The 24,472-nt window shown below is 45.0% G+C and carries 22 protein-coding genes; 11 read left to right on the top strand and 11 right to left on the bottom strand.

Annotated elements, in window-relative coordinates; translation table 11 throughout:
• Positions 1 to 427: 427 nt before the first annotated feature.
• Positions 428 to 637 carry a cold-shock protein gene (locus AACQ79_RS10390; RefSeq protein WP_010318975.1) on the top strand — a complete coding sequence of 70 codons (210 nt, stop codon included), beginning with the start codon at positions 428 to 430 and terminating at the stop codon, positions 635 to 637.
• A gap of 70 nt (positions 638 to 707) precedes the next feature.
• Positions 708 to 1,253, top strand: a complete 546-nt coding sequence (locus AACQ79_RS10385) for a YaeQ family protein (protein ID WP_013868041.1) — start codon at positions 708 to 710, stop codon at positions 1,251 to 1,253.
• A gap of 187 nt (positions 1,254 to 1,440) precedes the next feature.
• Here AACQ79_RS10385 and hmpA read toward each other — a convergent pair whose 3' ends face one another.
• Positions 1,441 to 2,628 carry an NO-inducible flavohemoprotein gene (gene hmpA, locus AACQ79_RS10380; protein ID WP_170899049.1) on the bottom strand — a complete coding sequence of 396 codons (1,188 nt, stop codon included), beginning with the start codon at positions 2,626 to 2,628 and terminating at the stop codon, positions 1,441 to 1,443.
• A 203-nt stretch (positions 2,629 to 2,831) separates the two neighbouring features.
• On the opposite strand from hmpA, the gene norR reads away from it, so the two are divergent.
• The gene (gene norR, locus AACQ79_RS10375; RefSeq protein ID WP_088729746.1) at positions 2,832 to 4,418 is read left to right on the top strand and encodes a nitric oxide reductase transcriptional regulator NorR; all 1,587 of its coding nucleotides are present in this window, start codon (positions 2,832 to 2,834) and stop codon (positions 4,416 to 4,418) included.
• A gap of 93 nt (positions 4,419 to 4,511) precedes the next feature.
• Here the strand turns inward: norR and AACQ79_RS10370 are convergent, their stop codons facing one another.
• From AACQ79_RS10370 to AACQ79_RS10355, 4 genes are all read right to left on the bottom strand, one after another.
• Positions 4,512 to 5,390 (bottom strand): mechanosensitive ion channel family protein, encoded by an 879-nt coding sequence (locus AACQ79_RS10370; protein ID WP_017047149.1) that lies wholly within the window; start codon positions 5,388 to 5,390, stop codon positions 4,512 to 4,514.
• A 210-nt stretch (positions 5,391 to 5,600) separates the two neighbouring features.
• The gene (gene pepT, locus AACQ79_RS10365) at positions 5,601 to 6,833 is read right to left on the bottom strand and encodes a peptidase T (RefSeq protein ID WP_038169713.1); all 1,233 of its coding nucleotides are present in this window, start codon (positions 6,831 to 6,833) and stop codon (positions 5,601 to 5,603) included.
• A 198-nt stretch (positions 6,834 to 7,031) separates the two neighbouring features.
• The gene (locus AACQ79_RS10360) at positions 7,032 to 8,240 is read right to left on the bottom strand and encodes a NupC/NupG family nucleoside CNT transporter (protein ID WP_013868046.1); all 1,209 of its coding nucleotides are present in this window, start codon (positions 8,238 to 8,240) and stop codon (positions 7,032 to 7,034) included.
• Positions 8,241 to 8,827: 587 nt separating this feature from the next.
• Positions 8,828 to 10,645 carry a hybrid-cluster NAD(P)-dependent oxidoreductase gene (locus AACQ79_RS10355; RefSeq protein ID WP_017046009.1) on the bottom strand — a complete coding sequence of 606 codons (1,818 nt, stop codon included), beginning with the start codon at positions 10,643 to 10,645 and terminating at the stop codon, positions 8,828 to 8,830.
• Positions 10,646 to 10,853: 208 nt separating this feature from the next.
• Between AACQ79_RS10355 and pyrC the strand changes: the two genes are divergently transcribed.
• Positions 10,854 to 11,882, top strand: coding sequence for a dihydroorotase (gene pyrC / locus AACQ79_RS10350; RefSeq protein WP_170899048.1), 1,029 nt, complete (start codon positions 10,854 to 10,856; stop codon positions 11,880 to 11,882).
• 73 nt (positions 11,883 to 11,955) lie between these two features.
• Here the strand turns inward: pyrC and rlmC are convergent, their stop codons facing one another.
• The 3 genes from rlmC to AACQ79_RS10335 form a co-directional block, all read right to left on the bottom strand.
• Entirely contained in the window at positions 11,956 to 13,104 is a 1,149-nt protein-coding gene (rlmC, locus tag AACQ79_RS10345; protein WP_026029063.1) for a 23S rRNA (uracil(747)-C(5))-methyltransferase RlmC, read from the bottom strand.
• 88 nt (positions 13,105 to 13,192) lie between these two features.
• Positions 13,193 to 14,104 carry a DUF808 domain-containing protein gene (locus tag AACQ79_RS10340; protein WP_094133011.1) on the bottom strand — a complete coding sequence of 304 codons (912 nt, stop codon included), beginning with the start codon at positions 14,102 to 14,104 and terminating at the stop codon, positions 13,193 to 13,195.
• A 134-nt stretch (positions 14,105 to 14,238) separates the two neighbouring features.
• Positions 14,239 to 15,567, bottom strand: coding sequence for an HD-GYP domain-containing protein (locus AACQ79_RS10335; RefSeq protein ID WP_170899087.1), 1,329 nt, complete (start codon positions 15,565 to 15,567; stop codon positions 14,239 to 14,241).
• Between the two features lie 280 nt (positions 15,568 to 15,847).
• Here AACQ79_RS10335 and AACQ79_RS10330 point away from each other — a divergent pair, with 280 nt between their 5' ends.
• Entirely contained in the window at positions 15,848 to 16,759 is a 912-nt protein-coding gene (locus AACQ79_RS10330) for a M14 family metallopeptidase (protein WP_026029062.1), read from the top strand.
• 133 nt (positions 16,760 to 16,892) lie between these two features.
• Here AACQ79_RS10330 and AACQ79_RS10325 read toward each other — a convergent pair whose 3' ends face one another.
• Positions 16,893 to 17,681 (bottom strand): AraC family transcriptional regulator, encoded by a 789-nt coding sequence (locus AACQ79_RS10325; protein ID WP_026027854.1) that lies wholly within the window; start codon positions 17,679 to 17,681, stop codon positions 16,893 to 16,895.
• Positions 17,682 to 17,780: 99 nt separating this feature from the next.
• Between AACQ79_RS10325 and AACQ79_RS10320 the strand changes: the two genes are divergently transcribed.
• The 4 genes from AACQ79_RS10320 (at position 17,781) to AACQ79_RS10305 (ending at position 21,546) form a co-directional block, all read left to right on the top strand.
• Complete coding sequence (locus tag AACQ79_RS10320; RefSeq protein WP_017050312.1) at positions 17,781 to 18,680, top strand: DMT family transporter; 900 nt, start codon at positions 17,781 to 17,783, stop codon at positions 18,678 to 18,680.
• Positions 18,681 to 18,809: 129 nt separating this feature from the next.
• Positions 18,810 to 19,727 (top strand): GGDEF domain-containing protein, encoded by a 918-nt coding sequence (locus tag AACQ79_RS10315; protein WP_170899047.1) that lies wholly within the window; start codon positions 18,810 to 18,812, stop codon positions 19,725 to 19,727.
• 196 nt (positions 19,728 to 19,923) lie between these two features.
• On the top strand, positions 19,924 to 20,685 hold the full coding sequence (locus tag AACQ79_RS10310; RefSeq protein WP_013868063.1) for a DeoR/GlpR family transcriptional regulator: 762 nt from the start codon (positions 19,924 to 19,926) through the stop codon (positions 20,683 to 20,685).
• 138 nt (positions 20,686 to 20,823) lie between these two features.
• Complete coding sequence (locus tag AACQ79_RS10305) at positions 20,824 to 21,546, top strand: helix-turn-helix transcriptional regulator (protein WP_170899046.1); 723 nt, start codon at positions 20,824 to 20,826, stop codon at positions 21,544 to 21,546.
• A 3-nt stretch (positions 21,547 to 21,549) separates the two neighbouring features.
• Here AACQ79_RS10305 and AACQ79_RS10300 read toward each other — a convergent pair whose 3' ends face one another.
• Positions 21,550 to 22,131 (bottom strand): acyl-homoserine-lactone synthase, encoded by a 582-nt coding sequence (locus AACQ79_RS10300; protein WP_017046000.1) that lies wholly within the window; start codon positions 22,129 to 22,131, stop codon positions 21,550 to 21,552.
• A 300-nt stretch (positions 22,132 to 22,431) separates the two neighbouring features.
• Between AACQ79_RS10300 and AACQ79_RS10295 the strand changes: the two genes are divergently transcribed.
• Positions 22,432 to 22,917: an acyl-CoA thioesterase gene (locus AACQ79_RS10295; protein WP_026027856.1), complete on the top strand. Its 486-nt coding sequence runs from the start codon at positions 22,432 to 22,434 to the stop codon at positions 22,915 to 22,917.
• 93 nt (positions 22,918 to 23,010) lie between these two features.
• Positions 23,011 to 23,256 carry a hypothetical protein gene (locus AACQ79_RS10290; RefSeq protein WP_017047197.1) on the top strand — a complete coding sequence of 82 codons (246 nt, stop codon included), beginning with the start codon at positions 23,011 to 23,013 and terminating at the stop codon, positions 23,254 to 23,256.
• Positions 23,257 to 23,575: 319 nt separating this feature from the next.
• Here AACQ79_RS10290 and malG read toward each other — a convergent pair whose 3' ends face one another.
• Positions 23,576 to 24,466 (bottom strand): maltose ABC transporter permease MalG, encoded by an 891-nt coding sequence (gene malG / locus AACQ79_RS10285; RefSeq protein ID WP_010317575.1) that lies wholly within the window; start codon positions 24,464 to 24,466, stop codon positions 23,576 to 23,578.
• Positions 24,467 to 24,472 lie beyond the last annotated feature (6 nt).

Raw genomic sequence — 24,472 nt, 5'->3', positions numbered from 1 at the left:
CCCAAAAAGAGAGCCATTAAATAGGAAAGTAAACCTAACCCTTCTCCTCACTCAATGAACGTTAGCCAGTAATAAACGGCTTCAACCATCGAACTCATCTGACCACTAAATCTGGCTAAAACTTCAACTATGTCAATGGGTAATAGAATAGTAATGTTAATTTCAAGCCTCATCATAAGAAAATGCAACATAGAGCATAAAACCTAACAATTTTAAGAAAGTTTTTCGAGTTTTATCGAGTTATGATTGACAAGATAAAAGTTTGAACTAGACTTTGCACTAGCTAGAAAGCAGTTCTTTGTATACACATACGTCTCGTTGGATTACTTGTAACTCCCCCGTCGTGTCGTACGCAATAGCAATCTACTTTTCCACGCTATCCGCGCCGTATTCGGCTGTAAAATTTTTTTTGATTTTGGGTATAAAAATGGCTAACACAGTTACTGGTACAGTAAAATGGTTCAACGAAACTAAAGGTTTCGGTTTCATTCAACAAGAAAACGGTCCAGACGTATTCGCACACTTCAGCCAAATTAAAGGTGACGGTTTCCGTACTCTTGCTGAAGGTCAAAAGGTAGAGTTTGAAGTAGCTCAAGGTCAAAAAGGCCCTCAAGCTGAAAACATCCGCCTAGTATAATTTTTACTAAGTATTCTAATAGCCAGCAATTTGCTGGCTATTTTCGTTTTTACCTCTTGGCATTCTTCCAATGGCTCTTAAACCAACAATCTATAAGTTCCGTATTGCGCTGACGGATACTAATCGCGATCATTATGACTCTTTAAATCTCACCATTGCTCAGCATCCTTCAGAAAGCAACGAACGAATGATGGCGCGCATTTTGGCGTTTTGTCTTAATGCTTCACCCGAGCTAACATTTACTAGAGGACTTTCTTCCATTGAAGAACCTGATCTCTGGCTAAAATCATTAGATGACCAAATTCAGCTCTGGATTGAAGTTGGCGAACCCGATGCTGATCGCATTAAAAAAGCCACACGGCTTGCAAAACAGGTGAAAGTCTACAGCTTTAACACGAAATCGCAGGTGTGGTGGGAGCAAAACAAGGGAAAGTTCTCTCACCTCAATGTCGATCTATTTCGCTTTGATGCTGCAGCGATTGAAAAACTCTCTACTTCCTTGAACCGAGGTATGGATATTTCAGTGATGATTAGTGGCTCTTCTATCTTTATTGATAGCGATAGCCATTCCGATGAAATTACTTGGCAAGCACTACAAATAAAAAGTGAGCATTAATTGCCCACTTTTCAGTATCTATACCCAAACAACTTGAAGTTGCAGGTAGAAGGCAAGTGAGCTCATCCCCATGAGCATAGATGAACTATGTGATTGGGGTAAGCGAACGTAACCAACACCGCTGCAGCTTTAAATGGGAAGGGTATAGGCCCTTAAAAGAGCCTAGATTGAGATAGCGCTTTATACTTTATAAATAGGCGTGTGGACCAAAGACTTCGTAATGGATACGCTCTCTTGCTACGCCAAGCAATTCAAGCTGTTCAACAATGAACTGCATAAAACCAACGGGGCCACAGATATAAAAATCCCCCTGTGTTAGCGGCAGTTGCTCGCAAACTTCATGCAAGATCATAGAACCTTGCTTGGCTGGTGTTTGCTCACTTTCCAGATACCAGACCACTTGCTGCCATGATGGATGCACCGCCATTAATGTCGCGGTTTCATCAATAAAGGAGTGTTGTGATAAATTGTTGCAAGCATGCAGATACGTCACCTCTTTTTTTCCTACTGACGCAAGCTGTTGAAGTATGGCTTGCATTGGTGTTGCCCCGACACCTGCAGAGATAAGTACAACGGGAGCGAGCTTCTCAACATAGAAAAAATCACCCGCTGGCGCATAAAGTTTCACTCGACTGCCTTTTTCAACGTAATCATGTAAATAGTTAGAGACTGTCCCAGGATGTTCAGTATCCACGCCTTCACGCTTCACAGAAATGCGGTAGTTTTTTCCATTGGGTTTTTGTGACAAGGAATATTGACGAATTTCACTATATGGCGCACCTTCCGGCTTAAGTTCAATCCCAATATACTGACCAACCTGATAATCTAATACTGCTTTGCCATCAGCAGGCTCAAAGATAAAGCTAGTGACGAATTCAGACTCTTTCACTTTATCTTGCAACACAAACTCACGCGCATTCTCCCAACCACCGATCGCCTGCTTACGCTGTAAGTACAACTCTCCTTCTCTATCAATGAAGACTTGCGCTAAAAAGAGATAAGCCGCCGTCCATGCTGCTTCAACGTCAGGAGTAAAGGCATCGGCAGCAAGCTCTCGCAACGTTTCAATAAGGTGATGACCGACGATTTGATAGTGCTCTGGCTGAATGTTAAAGCTGGTGTGCTTTTGGGCAATACGTTCCACTGCACTGGTTAATGCGGCGAGATTTTCAATATTTTTCGCATACGCGGCAATCGCCTCAAACAGTGCAACGCCCTGACGGCCAGTATGTTGATGGGTCATATTAAAAATATCTTTTAGCTCAGGATTGTGAGTAAACATTCTCTGATAGAAATGAGCTGTAAGCGCTGGCCCGGCAGATTCAAGCAAAGGAATGGTACTTTTGACAATGGCGATGTGTTGATTATTGAGCATATTGAGCTTTCTCCTCAGATTTTATAAATGGCGAATTAGATTCGCTCTGATACTGAAGCTTGTATAGCACAAAGCATACCAACATTAATCCATTGATTTTTAAATAAAAAATAATAAATCATTAAATAATCAGGTCAAAATAACACTTCAAAAAATGTCATTATGACACTACAATATCCAAAAACATCACCTGAGTGCTTACCATGCAAGATTTTTCCATCTCTACCTTGATTGAAATGACCATAGGACTCGCAAGTGGTTTGAACGATCAAGATAGGTTCAATCGCCTGCTTGATGCGATTCGTAAAACCATTCAATGCGACTGTGTGATGCTGCTTTCACGCCAAGGTGATTTGTTAATCCCCCTTGCGATGCAAGGCTTGACTCGCGATACCTTAGGCCGACGCTTTTTAATTGATGAACATCCCCGCTTTCGTGAGATTTGCCACGCTGATGGGCCGGTTATTTTCGATGCGAATTCACCACTACCCGATCCTTTCGATGGTTTATTAATGGATCATGATGGCGACCTTCCCATGCACTCTTGTATGGGCCTACCCCTTTTATTTGGTGATAAACTGCTCGGTATATTGACGCTTGATAGCCTTAATCCCAACATGTTTGAGCATATTCCCAAACGCAGCCTAGAAGCGTTGTCGGCAATCGCGGCCTCTACCTTGAAAATGGCACTGACCTTTTCTCAACTTGAAGCACAAGCCAAACAATCACAGCAACGCTTAGAAGAGCTGAATGAAGAAGCATGGGACAGAGAAGGTGGAGAGATCATCGGTTCAAGTGCGTCGATGCTGGCCATGAAAGCCGATTTGGAAGTGGTCGCCCCTTCTAATTTCAACATTTTAATCCATGGTGAAACGGGTGTCGGTAAAGAGCTGGTCGCACGAACACTGCACCAACTATCAGCGCGTAAACGCCAACCTCTTATTTATGTCAACTGCGCCGCAATTCCAGAAAACTTGGTCGAAAGTGAACTATTTGGGCATGTCAAAGGAGCCTTTACTGGAGCAGAACGGCATCGCTTAGGCAAGTTTGCATTAGCCGACGGTGGAACCTTATTTCTCGATGAAATCGGTGAACTGCCACTGGCTGCCCAAAGCAAGATTTTACGTGCATTGCAGAACAATGAAATTCAGCCCGTAGGACAAGATCATGTCCAAACTATTGATGTACGGATATTGGCAGCGACAAATCGAGATTTAAAGCAAGAGGTGGAAGCGGGAAGATTCCGAGCCGATCTTTACCATCGACTCAGCGTATACCCTGTTCATATCCCTCCGCTAAGAGAGCGAAATGGTGACGTTACCTTGTTGGCAGGTTATTTTTTAGAGCAAGCGCGTCGCAAGCTCGGTATCACACAGCTCAAAATCGATCCCAACGCACTGGCTGGGTTACTCAACTACTCATGGCCCGGTAATGTTCGCGAATTAGAACACGTGATCAACCGCGCAGCGCTGAAAGCACGAGCTAGACAAGGCTTACAAGCGTTGATCACCGTCAACAGCTACGACATAGGTGAGTTAGATTTCAGCCTACCCCTGGTTAACACGCCAAGTACGTTGAGCGACAAAGAGGTCACAGCGAAGGTGTGGCAACGTGGGCTGCGAGAAGCAACGGATGAATATCAGCGTAAATTGATCAGTGAAGCATTGACCCAATCCGATTTTAATTGGGCAAAAGCGGGAAGATTATTGCAAGTGGATCGCGCGAATCTCACTCGGCTTTCAAAACGCTTAGGGATTTCGGTGAAAAAAACACACGCAATTGAGCGTTAATCTCACTTTCATCACTAATATATCTTTTCTCACCCAAACAGTAATTGCAGGTAAGACGCTCACCATACTGTGTGAGCGCTCATTATTCAGCCGCTAGCTACCCACTTCACTCGGCAACACTTCTGTTGCAACTAAAGCACGTGGAAATGCGTTTTCATATGCTTGCATAAAGTCTTGGCGGATCAGTTGCTCTAAATGGTTGGCCCGCTCTGTTGGGCAAAAAATCATGAAATGCACGATCTGTTCTCCTGCGGCTGCGCTGCTGATCTGAATGTGCGGCTCAGCACTGGGCAAATCTACACCCGCATGTTTTTCAATCATGCTGTTATAGCGCCTTGCAACATCAATAAAGTGGGCAAAGTGGCTCTCAATCTTTTCATGCATAATCGGCAATAAAGGGTACAAATTTACAAATTCAGGCACTACTATCGAAAAGTTATGAAACACATAACGCTTCATAAAATTAAGGTTTTTTACCGGAAACGAGAAGAACATACTGTTTGGCAAGGTCGCAGTTTTTCCAGTGTAGTGGTATTGACCATGATTCAAGTCGATTTCTTGGATCACGGTTGCCATCAAGTTGTGTTCGATCACTTCACCGCTTAGTTTTCCGACTTCAATCCAATCCCCGATACGAAATGAGCGAGAGCTCGCTCGCTGAATTGAACCCGTAAAACACAAGATGATCTCTTTTGATGCGACTACAATGGCGACCGCTATCGCAGTCACTGACAGTGCAAATTCGTTGATCTCTGATTGCCACAATACGAAGAGGATGACCAAAGTAAACGCAAAGGTGCCATTCTTGGTGCGTGACATCCATTTACGCTGCTTTTCGGTAATCAGTGCGACATCGCCACGAATTTGAGAAAGTACAACTCGCCGCGTCAAAATAATCAACGTCATGATTAAAATACTAAACACCAATTTATGAGTGATAAGAAAGTCCCACACTGCGACCACTTTCTCCATATCAATCCCCTTCTTTTATTTTTATGCATAATGAGCAGCAACACATCTACAGCGACTAGAGAGCAGTTGATTGAGATCGTGTTAGAATTTTCGAAAGGTATTGTAACTGAGTGAATAGTTAACGTCGGCATAAGGCGCAATTATTATGCGCCCTGTCATAGCTTTGGAAGAGAAACTCCCTTTGAGATTGGCGAAAGGAAAAATTTGTTATCAGTGTTGATTCGCCAACGCTGTCTTTTCAGCCAGTTTTACAATCACGTTTACCGCTTGTTCCATCCCTTCAATGGTAATGAACTCATGAATACCATGAAAATTATAACCGCCAGTGAAAATATTAGGGCATGGCAGGCCCATGAATGAGAGCCTCGCACCATCCGTACCACCTCGAATAGGTTTGATCAGCGGTTCAACATCACAAGCAATCATGGCTTGTTTAGCCAGTTCAATGACTTGTGGATGAGGCTCGACCATCTCTTTCATATTGAAATAGCTGTCCGTCACAACCAACTCAACTCGTCCTTTCTCAAGACGGGCATTTAACTGGTCCACTTGCTGCTGCATAAACGCTTTACGAGCTTCCAAGCCTTCTCGTTCAAAGTCTCTAATAATGTAACCCAAGGTTGAGCGAGCCACACTCATCTCTGCGGATTTTAAATGGTAAAAGCCTTGATAGCCCTGCGTGGTCTCTGGGGTTTGATCGGCTGGCATCATAAGCTGAAATTGTGCGGCGATGTTGATGGCATTCACCATTTTATCTTTCGCGGTCCCAGGGTGAACATTCACGCCATAGCAAATAACATCAGCGCTCGCCGCATTGAAATTCTCATACTCCAACTCACCCACCGGGCCACCATCAATGGTATAAGCCCACTGTGCGCCAAACTTCTCCACATCAAATAAGTCCGCGCCCCGGCCGATCTCTTCATCGGGAGTGAAACCGATACAAATATCACCATGTGCGATGCTTGGGTCGGCAATTAACCTCTCAATGGCCGTCATAATTTCAGCGATGCCTGCCTTATTATCGGCACCAAGCAGTGTGGTGCCGTCAGTCGTGATCAGATTGTAACCATGCAGTTGATGCAAATCCGGGTATTGAATAGGTGACAGCACCTCATCCCCTTTACCTAAAGCAATGTCTCCACCTTGATAATTCTCCACAATTTGCGGCTTAACGTGTTTACCTGACGCGTCTGGCGCGGTATCCATATGTGCAATAAAACCAATCGCAGGAACAGGGTAATCAACATTCGATTGCAACTTCGCCATAACATAGCCGTGTTCATCAACCGTAGCATAGGTTAAGCCTAATGCGATTAATTCTTCATGCAGTGTATGGGCAAACGTCATTTGCCCTACTGAACTCGGGCAACGGCGGCTGGCAGGGTGAGATTGAGTATCAAAAGAGACATAACGCAAAAAGCGTTCAACAAGATTTTCCATAGCAAGCACTCAATAAGTTAGCATGTCAACGTATCGCCTATGTTGGGATACGCAGTTAATTGCAAGCTATACTACGCGCTCATCAGAAACGGAATTTGCTATAAATCAGCTTTTCAGCAATTACTGAGGTGTCAATCATTCAAAAAAGGGATCAAAAATGCCCACCGCAGTGAGCATTGAGAGAAGCAAACAGGGCGTTTAAAGCAGAATGAAAATGCCCGCTAGACATGCACTCATTAAGTTAGCTAGCGTACCTGCAATCACCGCTTTAATACCTAAATTCGCGACTTCTGCACGGCGTTCAGGAGCGATAACCCCGATAGAGCCTAATTGGATCGCGATAGAACCAATATTGGCAAAGCCGCACAGAGCAAAAGTAATGATAACTTGGGTGTGTTCCGACAACAGCGCTTTGTGGTCAACAAAATCAATGAAAGCCACAAATTCGTTCATCACCACTTTTTGCCCAATGTAAGAGCCCGCCATCAAGACTTCATGGCTTGGTACACCAATCAACCAAGCCAGTGGTGAAAATAGATAACCGAACAGCAGTTGTAAGGTAATGCCGTTCAAACCCAATAACTCACCGAAACTTTCAAGCCCAGTGTTAACCATCGCAATCACGCTCACAAATGCAACCAGCATTGTACCGACGGCCACCGCCACTTTCATGCCATTCATCGCCCCGCTCGCCAGTGCGTCAATCACATTACTTTCTTGCGCTTTATCCATCTCAATATTGGTTTGATCAAGTGGAACATCGCGCTCTGGTACGATGATTTTTGCCATCATTAAACTGCCGGGTGCCGCCATAAAACTGGCTGCAATAAGGTATTTAAGCTCAACACCTAGACCGGCATAGCCACCCAACACGCTACCTGCGACAGAGGCCATACCTCCGGCCATGACGGCAAACAGTTCTGAACGTGTCATGCGCGACAAAAAGGGACGCACAAGCAGTGGAGATTCACCTTGTGAAAGGAAAATGTTACCCGTAGCAACCAGAGATTCTGCTTTGCTCGTACCTAAAAATTTTTGAATACCACCACCGATAAACTCGATGACTTTTTGCATGATACCAAGGTAATAAAGGGCAGAGATAAGAGCGCTGAAGAAAATGATGATAGGCAGAACACGAACAGCAAAAATAAATCCGGAATCGGCTAAATCACCGAATAGAAAGCGGATTCCTGCATCGGCGAAACCCAGCAAACTCGACACACCGCCGCTGATGCTGGCTAGTGCGCTTTGTCCCCATGGGAAGTAGAGCACCAGCGCGGCAAAACCAACTTGCAGCAATAAAGCACGTGATACGGTTTTCCAATTGATGAAAGATCGATTTTCAGAGAGCAGGTAGGCGCAAGCGATCAGCGCTAAAATGCCGACGAGGCCAAAAAGAATATTCATTGTATTTACCTAGTTTGAAATTTGGAAATAAGGGTAGAACCAAAAAACTTGGCAAAGGAGGAATCATTGTCCTTTTGTACAACAAAAGCGTGACAAAAAGAGGGGTATGCGAACATATTGTTCATCTAAGATCACCTTATACAAGCAGAGGAACTTAGCTGGTCCAGTCCTTGGGGTCATTCACATTTCCGTGTGACGGCTTGTATGGGTTGAGCACCGGCTCATAACCGGGCGGAAAGTATAGCGAACAAAATGAGAGTTTCATCACATATTTTTACGCAAACGTTCAAGCGCTCATTTATTCGACAGTTATTCTAAAAAAACATCAAACACAGGCAAGATTGGATGGAAAACAAACAAAAAAAATATGGAATTTTCATCACAAATTTAAACTAATTTAACTATATAAAAACGAATAATTGGTATTTCTGCACTTTGCCAACTAGCTTTAAGAGAGTCACTTTCAAGAGACTCAAACGGTTTCGAATAAAAATCACTAGCAACGTCACGCCTCTTGCGGTCAACACTGACCCAAGAGGCATTTTTATTGGACAAAGTCACTGTAGTGCAACAGCGTGAGGCGAAAACTAGTTTACAACCTCAATATCGGTTTCAGGAATACAACAACACGCTAAAGCGATACCAAGATGACGCTCATGTTCAGGCAGTGCTGGCACGTCAGGTTGATGCACTTTGCCCGACTGCACAGTCACCTTGCACGCACCACAGAACCCTGCTCGGCAACTGTTGGCAATCGCAATGCCAGCGGCTTCGGCTTGATCTAATAAGGTCGTTTGGTTATTACCCTCAAATACATGGCCATTGACGCTCAGTTGTAACGTTTTCAGCTCAGCTGCGACGGTGTGCGCCACACCAAATGCTTCTTGGTGGTAAGATTCTTCCGCAAGCCCTTTTTTCAACAATAAGCTTTTTGCTTTCTGCATAAAACCATCAGGCCCACACACAAACACTTGGCGAGCAGTCACATGTTGGATTTGCTTAAGGTGAGATAAAGAGAGCCGGCCTTTCAGGCCAAACCAATCTACTGGAGCTTGAGTCAGAGAAATGAAGACTTTCAACCCCGGATGTCGCTGCTTAAGCGCTTCAAGTTCAACACGGCAAGGAATATCCTCAACGCTGCGGCATTGATGATAAAAGACCACATCTTGAATTTGTTGATTATCGGCAAGATAGCGCAACATCGATAACATAGGCGTCACGCCACTTCCAGCCGACAACAGTAACAACGGTTGTTGGTGCTGAGTCGACAGATGAAACGAGCCATCCGGTGATTGCGTGGTCAATGTACTTCCTACCTGCAAGTGATCAAGCAACCAGTTAGAAACTCTACCGCCATCAATACGTTTGACTGAAATCGCTAACCGACCCGGGCGCGATGGGCTAGATGACAAAGTGTAGCGGCGCGCCACGTTCTCGCCATCGATCACAACTTCGATTGGTAGATGCTGCCCAGGTTGATAATTTGGCATTTCACCCTTTTTCGGCTCTAGCCAGAACGTGACAAAATCACGCGCAATCGCTTCACGCTCAACACAGGTCATCACATGGTGACTCATGCCCAAATCTCGATAAAACTCTTTCTCTTTGTACTCAAGCACCTCAACGCTGTCGCCAACTCGAATCATTCCCTCATTTTTTGCGACTAAATTTTGCCCAAAAAACACCCCACCTCTTTCGTTAGCGCGAAATTGTGACAAGGTTCTTAGCGGCTCTTTGGTTGGACGAAAAGCCCCTTTATTCACATCAACAGTAGTGAGAATACAGCGTTCGCAAGGTTTTACCGCTTCAAATTCTACCTCACCAATTCGGATCCGCTTCCAGCTGTCTTCAGCGAAAGGCTCATCGGTTCGTACCACTAGATTGGTACGAAATTGATCCATGCTGTGCACTTCAGGGCTGCGGCGATTAAGTTCATCAAGTGAAGCTTGGCTGATGACCAGCACTGGATAGCCATCAGCAAAACTGACATTGTGACCCACTTTTTCACGCATTCGGTTTGATTGCTCTCCGGTAAACAGCAACTCAACACGCTGGCCTAACACTTGGCTAAACCAATCATCCGCTTCATCGGTTGTGGTGTAAGCGGTAAAGTTGTCATCCCACACTTGCGCTGGGGAAGGTTGCATTTTGAAATCTGCATAACGCAGTTTTAATGGAGATTGGTTCACCGCCGTGAAGATCAAACCATCCGCAACCAGTATTGAATTGACCTTAACCATATTTGGATACTTACGTGCAGTGACCATTGAACCATCAGCTAACGCGATCATAAAGCGCCGATCAAAAGCCAGCCCCTGTTTTTCAACCCAAGCGGTGGACTGCGAGAGGCCACCTATCGATTTGACTGGGTAGACGTTAATTTGTGAGAGTTGAGCTGACGACATGGCCTATCCTTATGCTTTTTTGAAGGTATTTTTATAACGCGATGATAATGGAAATCGCCAAAGCTGGCTAACCCTATGGAAAATAAAAGGATGAAATTCACCCCTGTTTCCTCTATCATCCTGTCGCTTAAACGTAAGCGATTGCGCGCACATTAAAAGCGAAGCCCGTTTAAGCTCCAATCAATTTATTTTCCGGTGGGAGCAACCAATGAAAACATTAACGATTACTCGTCCAGACGACTGGCATGTTCACTTACGTGATGGTGATGTGTTGGCCGATACAGTACGAGACATCAGTCGCTACAACGGCCGCGCACTGATCATGCCCAATACGGTCCCGCCGATCACCACCACAGAATTAGCATTAGCGTACCAACAGCGCATCATGGCGCAAAAACCACGTGATTCTTTCAAGCCACTCATGGCGCTTTATCTCACCGATAACACGACACCTGATGAGATCAGCAAAGCCAAAGCTTCTGGCGCTGTCGTGGCAGCCAAACTTTATCCGGCTGGGGCGACCACCAATTCAGATTCTGGCGTAACCTGCGCTCAAAATATTTACCCTGTATTGGAAGCGATGCAAGACGTTGGCATGCTGCTGCTGATTCATGGCGAAGTAACCGCTCACGATGTGGATATTTTTGACCGAGAAAAAGCCTTCCTCGATACAGTACTTGCTCCTATTGTTAATGATTTCCCAAATCTGAAAATAGTGTTAGAACACATCACCACCGCCGATGCTGCCGAGTTTGTACAAAATGCGAACCAGAATGTAGCGGCAACGATCACGGCGCATCATCTACTGTATAACCGCAATCACATGCTTGCTGGTGGTATTCGCCCTCATTTTTACTGTTTGCCAATCCTTAAGCGCAACACCCACCAGCTTGCGCTGATTCAGGCAGCGACATCGGGCAATAAGAAATTTTTCTTGGGTACTGATTCTGCGCCTCATGCCAAAGGCAAAAAAGAAGCCGCTTGCGGCTGCGCTGGATCGTACACAGCGCACGCAGCCTTAGAGTTATACGCAGAGGTGTTTGAGCAAGTTGGTAAAATTGGCAACCTTGAAGCGTTTGCCAGTCACAATGGCCCTGATTTTTACGGCCTACCCCGTAATAACGACACCGTTACTTTGGTCAAAGAAGAGTGGCCAGTTGCTGAAAGTATGCCATTTGGCTCAGATATTGTGGTGCCGATCCGCGCCGGTGAAACGGTCGCGTGGGCAGTAAAATAGCCCATTAATGCATCAAAAAGGGAAGCCGCGGCTTCCCTCTCTTTATCATTATCATTTTTGCACCACACAGCGCTTATCTCAGCTTAGGCTGACGCTCTAACAGCACCATCACTTCGCTATGATCGGTATGTGGAAACATATCAAACCATTGCAGTTTTTTGGGTAAGTAGCCCACCATACCTTGCATATCAGTGATCAGCGTTTGCGGGTTACAGCTTGAGTAAATGATGTGTTTGGGTGATAAAGCCACCAATCGCTCAACTAATTCAGCTCCTAAACCACGACGCGGAGGGTTGACTAGCACCAGCTCAGGCGCGATTGATTGAGCCTGTGAGAATTGGGCAGAATCCAGCGCAGCAAAGTCTAAATTGGTAATGCCCATCGTCTTGGCAGAGCGTTTAGCACTGGCAATCGCTTCTGGTTCAATTTCAATGCCTGTGACTGCCGTGGTTGAGCTGGCACAATGTAGGGCAAAACCGCCCACGCCACAAAACAGATCCCACATATGACTTGGGTTTATCTCTCTCACCCAATCACGCGCCGCCGCGTACAACTGCTTCGCTACATGCGGGTTGGTTTGGAAAAAACTTTTCGGGCGGATAACCATAGGCACCTGATTAAACTGCTCAATCAAATACTCACACTCGGTTAAAAAAATCTCTTCTTCACCTTCTAGGCGCGCCATGTGGATGGGTTGAAGGTTAACTGAGACGACGCGAATGGTTGGAAACTGCGCCTGAAGCCGCGCGAGGTTTTGCTCAACTCGGCCTAAAGCTTCGCGGCTTCTCAGTACGAAACGCAGCATAAACTCACCTGAATATTCGCTGCGTGTGAGCAATATGTATTTGAGTTCGCCTTTCTTCTTGGCTTTATTATAGGGAGGAATGCCCGAGCTACGGATCCAATCTTGTAGATAAGTTAATAGCGCTTGTGTCTCTTGTGGGTAGAGAGCACATTGCACTAACGACACGGGCGTTGATAGCCCATCAACCATGGATTCAACACCCAAAATCGGTGCATGAGCCGCGCCAAGAGCCACCATTTTCGCTTTGTTACGAAAACCCGTCTCTTCACTTATGACAGGTTCTAGCCACTGCTGTGGCATCTGCGTTGAAAACAGCGCTTTTAGTGCCAAATCTTTGCGCTTCACCTGCTCTGAATAAGAAACCGCGCAATGAGTACAAGAACGGCACAGCTGTTGATCAAAAAACGCACACTGCATAATGGGAACTGCCAAAAACGAAAAGCGCTAGTCTATTCGTCTGCGGGCAAATCACCATTCAATATGGTTATCATCACCATAAAAAAAATTAATGGGACGATTTCAATTTACTCACCATCCCCCACACTGCAACCACAGCCAGCCCGGCGAGTAAACCAACGAAACCATTAAGCAAGGTTGGCATCACTACTGCTAATAAAGAGAGTTCAGCAACGGCTACAATCACAGGTTCAAGCACGTGGTGAATAAAAGGGATGTTGTGCACCACAATGCCACCGCCCACTAAAAACATCGCGGCGGTACCCACTACAGTTAATGCTTTCATGAGCTTAGGCGCGAAACTGATCAACCCTTTACCAAAGCGAGCACGCAGCCCTGCGCCATCTGAAGTGCGCTCTAGGTAGAAACCTAAATCGTCCAATTTCACAATGCCTGCCACCAAACCATAAACGCCGATGGTCATGACCACTGCAATCAAACTCACCACCAAAATTTGTGTCACCATGCTATGGCCTTGCACTGTCCCCAACGCAATCACGATGATCTCGGCCGATAAAATAAAATCGGTCCGAATCGCCCCAGCGACTTTACGTTTTTCATAGTCATCAATCGATACGTCAGTGAGCATGCGCTCATCCGCGTCAGCGGTGCTGTGATGACTGGTATGAAACACTTTTTCTAAGATTTTTTCTGCCCCTTCAAAGCAGAGAAAAAGTCCACCGACTAACAAGAGCGGCATTATCAGCCAAGGGGCTAATGAGCTCATCAACAAGGCGGCGGGAACCAAAATTAATTTGTTGCGAAATGAGCCTTTAGCCACTGCCCATACCACTGGGATCTCTCGTTCAGCGGCAACACCAGACACCTGCTGAGCATTGAGCGCCAAGTCATCCCCCAATACGCCTGCCGTTTTTTTCGCGGCCATTTTTGACATCAACGCCACATCATCGAGCACGGTTGCAATATCATCAAGAAGGGTAAGTAAGCTCGCGCCTGCCATGCAAATTCTCTCTTATTCATTTTCATTATTCAAAGCGTGACAAAATGTAACACCAAGCGCTGATGAAGGGAAACACAGCGATAAGAATCCCACCAACAGTGCTGACGCTTCAAGTAGCAAAGCAGTAAAGAACACTAGCTCAGTGACTGAGTATATTCGGCTGGCAATTGAGCCAGAGCGCTCTGTAACGCGGCGAAGCAGTCAGGATCAATGGCAGTATGTAGATTCTCTTGCATGATCAAAAGTGCTTTATCAATTGGCATCGCGGAGCGATAAGGGCGTTCCGCGCTGAGAGCATCAAAAATATCGGCTGTCGTGATGATTCGAGTCATCACGCTGATCTCATCACCGTTTACACCACGCGGATAGCCAGTACCATCGAGTTTCTCATGATGTGCCCCTGCCATACGTGCCAACGTCTTAAAGGGCGATAATTTCTGCAAGATTTGTTCAGTAAACGCGGCATGTGCCTGAACGGCTTTCCACTCCATATCGTCTAACTTACCGGGTTTATCTAAAATGGCATTACTGACCCCTAACTTACCAATGTCGTGCAGTAATGCCGCGCGTCTCAACCAAGATCGATCAGTTTCCGAAATGGCTAATTGTCGTGCGATAAAATCAGTATACACAGCCACTCGTTCACTGTGCCCTGCGGTATAGGGGCTTTTTGCATCAACAATCTTGCCAAATGCCGTGACGATACAGTCTAAATACGCTTCATCCAAAGGCTGATGCGCTTGTGCCGGTGGTAAATGCATCACTCGTTGGCTGATATCAGAGGCTTTGAGGCTAGCCACAAAGTGCGGGTTATCCACCAACTGCTCAATAATCTCAACCAATTGTGGGTCAAACCATACACCACTACGCTCTGTAACCTCGCGTATTGCTTCGTCCAAATCATGTTCCATTTGAAAAACGTCAAACACTTGAGCTAATAACGCAATCCGCGAGAAAAGGGGGATGGCTTCACCTTTTAGTTGTTGAGGGCGCCCTTGACCATTCCAATGTTCATCCAGTGAGTGGATCCCCTGCGCGACGACTTCGCTAAATCGCAACTCTCGCGCCACATCAGCCCCACGAGTACAACGAGTTTGAATAAGCTCTTGTGCATAATCATTACCATTTTTCAAAATGTCGATGGTAGTTAAAATACGTTCTGCCCAGCTCTGCTCTGAACCGGTATTTTTGACGATAAAGTTAATCACACTCGATAGACTGGTTCCGACGGTTTTATAACGCCGTTTGAAAGCGAGATCATCAGTGGCATACAACTCGCAAATTCGCGCGGCGTTGCTACTGCAGCCCGCATCTTTCAATAGCAAGGTAAAAAACAGATCATGCAGCTCAGCCTGATCGAGCTCTAATTGCATGCCAATATGCATACCAACCCAGCAACAGCGAATGCAGTGCTCCGGTGGTTGGCCTTCCGTCATGTCTAAGGCGGTCGTTAGCGAAATCATTAGTTCAGAAAGGGGGAAACTATTCTCCAATCGTGTTCTCACTCAATTGCATTGGTCTGGTTGCAGTTTAGATGTGACCGTTCGGTTTAGCCAATGATTTACCTCAGTTATCAGGCCAGAGTTGGACTATTTCCTTGCTCTAACAAACCTGCATTGCCCAAAAACAGGTTGAGGTAATGAACCCTGTTAACGGGCTCTGGTAAATCCAGCTTGGTATTTTTGATTGCTCTTGACACTCACACCTCTTACTCTGTGGGCAACTAGTCAGAAAGGAACCCTCATGTACTCTGTTTATACTTATCCTATCGGTACGCCAGGCACACCTTGGCAAGCAGCAGAACGCGAAGCGTGGCTCGCGCAAACGACGATTAAACGAGAATATCAGCAAGAAGTCGTGCCGAAAATTAACGCTTTGGCAACGGATTTTGAGATAGAGCAATACGGTGCACTATCAATAGACAAAGATCGCTACCCATTATTTGCCTTAAAAAGTCGCTCATGGAACCCTGACAAACCAACGGTGTTGATCACAGGTGGCGTACACGGTTACGAAACCAGCGGAGTGCACGGCGCGTTGCAGTTTTTAGCGACTCAAGCACAGCAGTATCAATCTCATTTCAACATTGCCGTTGCCCCGTGCATAAGCCCTTGGGGCTATGAAACGATCAATCGTTGGAACCCATCAGCGCTTGACCCTAATCGCTCATTTTACGCCAATAGCCCAGCCGAAGAGTCTGCAAGCTTAATGCGCTGGGTCGCAAGCTTAGGTGACGTGCTGGTGCATATTGATTTGCATGAAACTACAGACAGTGATGAAAGCGAATTTCGCCCTGCACTAGCAGCGCGCGATGGGATTAGATATGAAGCCGATACGATTCCCGATGGGTTTTATACTGTCGGCGATACGGAAAATCCGCAGCCAGAATTCCAAGCAGCCATTATTGAATCGGTACGCAAAGTCACGCACATTGCACCAGCCGATAGTAAAGGCGAGATCATCGGCTCTCCCATCACTCAAGAAGGGGTGATCAACTACCCCATGAAAGCGTTAGGGTTATGCGGTGGCATCACAAATTGCTACTTCGGCACCACCACCGAAGTGTACCCAGATAGCCCAAAAGTCACAGCGCAAGAGTGTAATGACGCACAAGTGGCTGCCATTGTTGGCGCTTTGGACTACGTGTGCCGCTAAAACGATAAAACACCAAACACCCTATGTCATGGATTCATGAGTAATAGACGTTGTAAAAAGTCACCACATCAAGTCTAAGGTTCTTCTTTATGGTTTGATCAGCGACAAAGTGCTTACATACGCTTAAGCAATATTATAACAAACGATTTTTATACTGTTCCGGCGTTTGGCCGGAGTATTTTTTAAACATGGTAATAAAAGGACTGGCTTGGTTGTAGCCAAGAGTTAATGCTACCTCTTTCACTGAATGCCCTGTGCGCAGTAAATCCATAGAATAGAGATAGCGTACTCTTAATCGCCATTCGGTAAAACTCATCCCGAGTTCCGTTTGGCAATGACGCGCTAATGTTCGCTCTGTGGTATGTACTTTTTCAGCCCACAAAGCCAATGTCGTATCATCGGTCGGGTTTTCTTCTACCGCCGCTAAAATCGGGGCTAAATATTTGTGATTAGTGGAAGGCAAAAAATGATGCTGCGTTTCTTGCGTTGCCAATTGGTCGAGCAATACTTGAACTAAACGTTTATCTTGCGCGTTTTGAGCCACACTGATTTCACGCGATCGAAAATCCTCAATGATGGCAGAAACGATGGGCGTCACTTTTATCAAACTGGTGTGCCTGGGAAAACCATGGGTGAGAGCCCGATCAATATTGAGCGAACAATATTCAATTGGCTTACGATTATAGCTGCAGTGTTTCACCCCCGCAGGAACCCAAATCGCGAGATGAGGCGGAGCGAGAAATCGCGTTTCTTGCGCTTCCATTTCCAAAATCCCGCCGGAAATTAGCTGCACTTGTCCCCATGGATGGCTATGAGTTCGCGTTTCTGTGTTTGACAAAAACGCATCGAAATTCATAAAGACATCCGATGGCGCACTGTCAATCGATAGTGAAGGGTGAAGATTTCTGGGCGCTTTTTTCAAACTTGTCTTCCTATCGCTCGCAATGTCGTTTTGGAGATATATATAATTATAGAGACCTGCCACACTATACTTCAAAGCACAATTTGCGACGAGGCTCACATGGTATATCTTCTTCCACTATTCACGGTTCTAATTTGGGGTGGTAACTCTATCATCAACAAGCTCGCCGCAGAAACCATTGAACCAAGTGCGATGAGTTTTTATCGCTGGTTTGTCGCGATGCTGTTGCTAACCCCCTTTTGCTTACCTACCGTGATCCGTCAATGGGTAATCATCAAACCCCATTTAACTAAACTGGCTTTTTTAGCCATGTTAGGCATGGTACTGAATCAGTCTCTTGGCTATTACGCAGGGCTAACGACTACTGCATCAAATATGTCGTTGATCACTTCGCTGGTACCACTGCTCAGTGTGTTCATCAGCGTTCCTCTGCTCCATAAGCGCATTTCAGCTTTGAGTGTTGTCGGAGGAGTCCTCTCTCTCGCAGGGCTTGCTTTTATGCTAGGTCAAGGCGATATGAGCTTCTTCTTGCATCAAGATATTACACATGGTGATGCATTAATGGTGGTGGCTGCAACCGTTTACGCACTTTATTGTGTGTTACTTAAACGGTGGAAAATGCCGCTAAGCAATTGGACGCTTATTTATATGCAAGGGTTGTTTGCTGTCTTAATGCTGACACCATTATGGTTGACCAGTAAACATCTCCTACCCACGGAAGGCTCACTGCCCCTAATCGCTTACGCTTCCGTCGCTGCATCCTTATTGGCTCCATGGATGTGGGTAAAAGCGATCGATTTAATTGGTGCAGACTCTAGTGCGATGTTTATGAATTTGTTACCTGTGGTGGCGGTTTCGCTTGCCACAACCCTGTTAGGTGAAACAGTGCAAAACTACCATCTTTTAGGTGGAACGATGGTAATTTCCGGGGTTATTTTATCCCAAATAAAACTGACAAAAAGCCGTACAACAGCTATCGAGGGCGCAATACAACCATAAAATTGAGCATCTAGCATCGATTCGAGCTATGTTTATGGAAGAAGAATAAAAATAAACAAAAATGAAATGTATTGAGGGATCCTTTACGTCAGATCCGTTAGGCAACCTAGCAAATTTGGTGGCCAGATAATGATTCTTGATAACATCGAAGATGTGTATAGCAATAATTTGTTTGCCTTGCATGAGCTTGTTCTCAACGAGCTCGGTTCATACGTATTCGTAAAAAACCGTCAAGGTGAGTATCTGTATGCAAATCAGCTAACACTTAAACTGTTTGGCACAACTTTGGAAGAACTCAGAGGCAAAACTGATCATGATTTTTTTCAAGATGACCTACTCGCCGATATTTTACACAGCGATCAAATGGTATTTGATACCAAACAGCCTTTCATCAGTGAAGAACGTGCACAAGCAAAATTCGATACCAAAGTACGCGTCTACCGCGCAATAAAGAAACCTATTCTAAGTACACAAACGGGTGAAGTGATTGGCCTTATCGGTGTTTCTACTGAGATTACCGATATTGTTGAACTGCGAGAGCAACTACACACTCTGGCCAATACCGATGACTTAACGCAGCTCTACAATCGCCGCAAGTTGTGGCGAGAAGCGTGTAATGAATTTACGTTGGCTCAGCGTGATCATTATCCGATAAGTTGTATCGCGATTGATATCGACAACTTCAAGTTAGTAAATGATACCTATGGCCACCAGCGAGGAGATGATGTGATTTGGCAGTTAGCAGAGATAGCGAGAAAGCACACACGCCATGGCGATGCCTGCGGTAGAATTGGTGGTGAAGAGTTTCTGATTGTTCTGCATAAGGCCAATGCGCATGAGGCCTTTCAAGTGGCAGATCGTTTACGTAAAGAATTTTATGCATACGCATTTTTTGACAACGGCGCACACTTTAGTATCAGTTGTGGTATCTCTGAAATTGCGGGTAGCGATGCCGATTTTTTCGAAATTTATCGCCGCTCAGACAAAGCACTTTATAAAGCCAAGCTCGCTGGACGGAATCAATGTGCCACATTCCAAGAAACATAACTATGTTCCATAAAGAGCCTATAATGTTCGTTTAATGTGAATTATCACTTAAAACGAGCAAATACTCGCGTATCCCATTCACTAATGATTGAATTTGGTCGATTAAACCGTACACTCACGAAGTCGTAGTGCCTTACGCAAAGTAAGCATTCAAGGTATTGACCTATTTAAGCTTCAATGAATAAGGATATTTAAGGTGAAAGCAGTTAAACGCCATCAAGAAATTATCGAATTAGTTCAAACACACGGATTTGTGAGTACCGATGATTTAGTCGAGCGATTCAATGTCAGCCCACAAACCATCCGCCGAGATCTCAACGAACTTGCAGATGCCAATAAGTTACGACGCAATCACGGCGGCGCCACCATCGCGTCTAGTTCTGAAAACTCCTCTTACCACACTCGCCAAGTAACTTATCAGCAAGAAAAAGAGAAAGTGGCTGCAGAGCTAGTCAAACACATTCCCGATGGCGCAACGCTCTTTATCGACATAGGTACGACACCTGAAGCTATCGCTCGGGCATTAATGCTCAATCACGAAAATCTGCGCATTGTCACCAACAACATTAACGTGGCGACGATTTTAATGGCCAAACCAGATTTCAATGTCATCTTAGCGGGCGGTGAAGTGCGCAATAAAGACGGTGGCGTGACGGGTGAAGCCACTTTGGATTTCATTTCACAATTTCGTCTCGATTTCGGTATTTTAGGGATTAGCGGCATTGACTATGATGGCTCACTTTTAGATTTCGATTATCACGAAGTGAGAGTCAAACGGGCGATCATCGAAAATAGTCGCTGTGTTTATCTCGGTGTCGACCACAGTAAATTCGGACGTAATGCCATGGTGAAGCTAGGCACAATTGCCGATGTAGATTTGATCATTACCAATGCTCAACCACCAGAAGAAATTGATGCATTCGCTCGTGAAAATGAAGTAACCATTCAGGTGGTATAGATAGATTGAGGCCAAACCGACATTTGAACTAGATTTTCCCGCCAAATAGATAAACTATTTCATTATTTGCTCGTACTGTTACGGTTTTTTTTGATATAAATGCCAATATAGTACGACGCAATTTAGAACTTTCGGCTTATGTACAAAATTCTGAGACTGATCCAAGAGAACCAACAAATCACTAGCCACGATGATTTGGAAAATGTACTCAATGGGCTCAATAACTTAATTGATCATGAATTTTTCCTCTTTGGCCTCTCTTTTCAACCCACGTTAAAAACCAGTGAAACGCTTGTCACGGACAATTACCCCAATAGTTGGCGACAGCAATATGATGAATCAGGCTTCATGCATATCGATCCAATTGTCAAATACAGCATTACCAATTTTTTGCCCATTCGCTGGGATGACGCTAAGCGGGTCAATGAGGATGGACGAGTCATTTTCGAAGAGGCGCGTTGCAATGGACTCAAAGCGGGATTTAGCATTCCAATCCATGGACTTAGGGGGGAATTTGGCATGATAAGTTTTGCAACCTCAGATACCAAGTCTTACGATTTGAATCAACAAAGTATCCATACCTCACAGCTCATTGTACCGTTACTGGCTCATAATATTGGCAACATCACCCGTTACCATAAAGACGCAAAACCGAGAGCGGTGCTCACCGCACGTGAAGTACAATGCTTAGCTTGGGCGGCCGAAGGCAAAAGCGCATGGGAAATTGCCACGATTATTAATACGTCAGAACGTACCGTGAAGTTCCATTTCAGTAATGCTTGTAAAAAGCTTGGCGCGACGAATCGCTACCAAGCGATCACTAAAGCTATTTTAGGTGGCTATATCAATCCCTATTTATAAGGCTTATGCATTGACACTTGCACGATATGCTTCATTCATTGGAATATGCAAAGCGACAGAACGTGTACTTCCCAAAAGATGCACTTTTTTATCACCGAGTCTTTCGCATGGGATCCCCATTCGCTTAATCAATTTTTCCACACTGGCCGATGTGACCGTTACATAGGCATTGATGTGATATTGCTGGGCGTGATGATACAGCGACTGAAACATCTGCAGCGTAACATTACTCACGCCGCCCAATTGCGCCGAATGATCTTTATCGACCGCAAAACGACTCAGCTCATAAATCTCCTTTGCTTTGGGTGCTTGCTGCACACCGAGTAATTCCGAAAAAGTATCTTTAAGCATATAACGCGACGTCGTTGGCAAAATTCGCCAACACCCCACTAAATGACCCTGTTCCTCTTTGGCATACAAATAGTGTGCTTCTGGAACGTCGTACTCATCAGTCTCCATTTCTCGATTTGTTTTTAGCTCCCACTGCAAGCGTTGCGAAAAAACTTTATAGCGTAACTTCAGCAATGACACATAATCAGCTTGAGGGACACTTTGAAAGGTATGTGAATAAATTGAAATAGTCATGTGACTTCTCCTTAGGTTATTGGAGAAATCACGCTAAACAATCTCATCAGAGATAGAACCTGTTCGATCGAACAGTTACGTCGAAATACTGTTTAAACTATTATTAACGCAACTGAATAACTAACGCTCAGTTGGCTCAATAAGGTACAACATAAAGTAAATAACTCGTACCGCTCGGCTTTAAAAATCCTCTTAGGCAACTAAGAGGATTTTTTATATCTGCTGCATTCAAAATAATATTGCAGTTTGGTTAACGCTTTGTTATTTATGATTCCGTTAATAAAAAACAAGGATTCCCCAATGAGTAGTGGCCAACGTGCAATAACTTTGCGTTTTTTAGCAGAGCCCGGTGATGTGAATTTTGGTGGTAAAGTCCACGGTGGCGCTGTCATGAAATGGATAGATCTAGCGGCCTATGCGTGCTCTGCAGGCTGGAGTGGTAAATATTGCATCACCGCTTATGCTGGAGGGATCCGCTTTGTCGCTCCTATCCACGTAGGGAACCTCGTTGAAGTCAGCGCAAAAGTCATTTATACGGGAACGAGCTCAATGCATATTGCCATTGATGTGCAAGCGAGTGATCCAAAAGAGTTAAAAAACCAGCTGACTACCCATTGTATTGTCATCATGGTGGCTGTCGATGGGCAAGGCAAGCCCACCCCTATACCCGAATGGGTGCCGCAAACAGCAGAAGATATTGCCCTACGCCAATCAGCGATACGCTTAATGAACATGCGTAAAGAGATAGGGGAAGAGATGGAAGCTCACGTTAAGTACTTAAAATAACCACCCATGATGCGCTCAGTTGTCATTTTTTCTTCATCTTTATCTGCTTAAATCGAGTTCTCTGAAATTTTGCATCGATGATAGGAAAAGGCTTTGACTCTCAGAGAGATTACCTTGAGCGAATCGACATTAGTCGACCCAAAGTCAATTGAGTATCACTGGGTCCGAACGCTTTACGTTGAAGGCTACCAGCCCCAAGAAATTAACCACTATATCCGTGCCTGCTTTGGCGGAGATGATACCTTCGCCGATCTGTTTCGCCGCGTTGCGTTGCAACAAGAGAGTTTGTATGTCCTTTTGCAATACTTAGGCTGCGCCCCTTCTAGCCGTGAGTTCTAATTTTTTAGCTTTCCTTTACGACGTTACACGAAGATTTCAGATGTGAGTCGCATCCAAACACCATTTCACTTTTGAGACATTCAATTCATCATATACTGCATGTGCGTTACCAATAGCACCCTTTAATGCAGATATAAAAAAACCCAAGCAATGCTCGGGTCTTGGTTACAAAAACTGTTAGTTTGTTGGATAGTAAGGAATAAAGCTAACAGCCAGCTATGCGTAACGCCAGATTTGCATATTACTTAACTGATCGGCGGCCAAACCAAATACGTTAAGCTAATACAATATGGGCGACCTCACGGTCGCCCTATCGTTATTATCCTTTCACACCACCGGCCGTAAGTCCTCCGACTAACCAGCGCTGTGCAAGCAAAAATACGACAGTGATAGGTAAAGCAGACAACACTGCTGCTGCTGCAAAATCTCCCCACAAATAGTTCTGAGGATAAAGATACTGCTGCATACCCACCGCTAATGTATATGAGTTTACATCAGAAAGTAGCAAAGATGCCACTGGTACTTCACCAACCACCCCAATAAACGAGAGAATAAACACAACCGCAAGAATCGGCACAGAGAGTGGTAGCAGCACCAGTCTAAAGGCTTGCCATGGTGTAGCTCCATCTAAAGCAGCCGCTTCTTCTAATGAGTTATCTATCGTTTCAAAATAGCCTTTGATCGTCCATACGTGCAGTGCGATACCACCTAGGTAGGAGAAAATTAAACCACCATGCGTATTTAAGCCAAGAAATGGGATGTATTGACCTAATTTGTCAAACAGTGCATACATCGCAACCAGTGCCAGTACCGCTGGGAACATTTGAAAAATCATCATCGCTTTTAGGATGGTGTCTTTACCTTTAAAACGCATGCGCGCAAAGGCATAAGCAGACGTTGTCGATAGGGCCACAATGAGCACTGAAGTAATGCCTGCTACTTTCACTGAATTCCATAACCAAGTCAGAACCGGAAATGGCGGCGGTGTAACAGAGCCATCAGCATTAGTGACAGCAAAACCTAATGCCAATTTCCAGTGTTCTAGAGATGGGTTATCTGGGATCAAACTGCCCGTGGCAAAGTTCCCTTCACGAAATGAAATCGCAATGACCATCAATAGTGGAAAAATGATCAGCGATAAAAATGCCCACAGAGCAACATGAGTCGCCCATAAGCGATATTTGAGAGATTGACCTTGTACCATCGCCATAACGAT

It is taken from the genome of Vibrio sp. 3-2(1) (assembly GCF_963887575.1).
Taxonomy (GTDB): domain Bacteria; phylum Pseudomonadota; class Gammaproteobacteria; order Enterobacterales; family Vibrionaceae; genus Vibrio; species Vibrio anguillarum.
The sequence above is the reverse complement of the archived record's forward strand: the minus strand, read 5'-3'. Positions and strand labels throughout refer to the sequence as shown.

Bases quoted from the DNA above. Each gene is read 5' to 3' on its own strand.
- AACQ79_RS10330 (WP_026029062.1), top strand. From the start codon at position 15,848: ATGTACTCTGTTTATACTTATCCTATCGGTACGCCAGGCACACCTTGG.
- AACQ79_RS10335 (WP_170899087.1), bottom strand. From the start codon at position 15,567: ATGATTTCGCTAACGACCGCCTTAGACATGACGGAAGGCCAACCACCG.
- AACQ79_RS10370 (WP_017047149.1), bottom strand. From the start codon at position 5,390: ATGGAGAAAGTGGTCGCAGTGTGGGACTTTCTTATCACTCATAAATTG.
- hmpA (WP_170899049.1), bottom strand. From the start codon at position 2,628: ATGCTCAATAATCAACACATCGCCATTGTCAAAAGTACCATTCCTTTG.
- pepT (WP_038169713.1), bottom strand. From the start codon at position 6,833: ATGGAAAATCTTGTTGAACGCTTTTTGCGTTATGTCTCTTTTGATACT.
- malG (WP_010317575.1), bottom strand. From the start codon at position 24,466: ATGGCGATGGTACAAGGTCAATCTCTCAAATATCGCTTATGGGCGACT.
- AACQ79_RS10390 (WP_010318975.1), top strand. From the start codon at position 428: ATGGCTAACACAGTTACTGGTACAGTAAAATGGTTCAACGAAACTAAA.
- pyrC (WP_170899048.1), top strand. From the start codon at position 10,854: ATGAAAACATTAACGATTACTCGTCCAGACGACTGGCATGTTCACTTA.
- AACQ79_RS10300 (WP_017046000.1), bottom strand. From the start codon at position 22,131: ATGACTATTTCAATTTATTCACATACCTTTCAAAGTGTCCCTCAAGCT.
- AACQ79_RS10385 (WP_013868041.1), top strand. From the start codon at position 708: ATGGCTCTTAAACCAACAATCTATAAGTTCCGTATTGCGCTGACGGAT.
- AACQ79_RS10340 (WP_094133011.1), bottom strand. From the start codon at position 14,104: ATGGCAGGCGCGAGCTTACTTACCCTTCTTGATGATATTGCAACCGTG.
- AACQ79_RS10305 (WP_170899046.1), top strand. From the start codon at position 20,824: ATGTACAAAATTCTGAGACTGATCCAAGAGAACCAACAAATCACTAGC.
- AACQ79_RS10355 (WP_017046009.1), bottom strand. From the start codon at position 10,645: ATGTCGTCAGCTCAACTCTCACAAATTAACGTCTACCCAGTCAAATCG.
- norR (WP_088729746.1), top strand. From the start codon at position 2,832: ATGCAAGATTTTTCCATCTCTACCTTGATTGAAATGACCATAGGACTC.
- rlmC (WP_026029063.1), bottom strand. From the start codon at position 13,104: ATGCAGTGTGCGTTTTTTGATCAACAGCTGTGCCGTTCTTGTACTCAT.
- AACQ79_RS10360 (WP_013868046.1), bottom strand. From the start codon at position 8,240: ATGAATATTCTTTTTGGCCTCGTCGGCATTTTAGCGCTGATCGCTTGC.
- AACQ79_RS10320 (WP_017050312.1), top strand. From the start codon at position 17,781: ATGGTATATCTTCTTCCACTATTCACGGTTCTAATTTGGGGTGGTAAC.
- AACQ79_RS10295 (WP_026027856.1), top strand. From the start codon at position 22,432: ATGAGTAGTGGCCAACGTGCAATAACTTTGCGTTTTTTAGCAGAGCCC.
- AACQ79_RS10315 (WP_170899047.1), top strand. From the start codon at position 18,810: ATGATTCTTGATAACATCGAAGATGTGTATAGCAATAATTTGTTTGCC.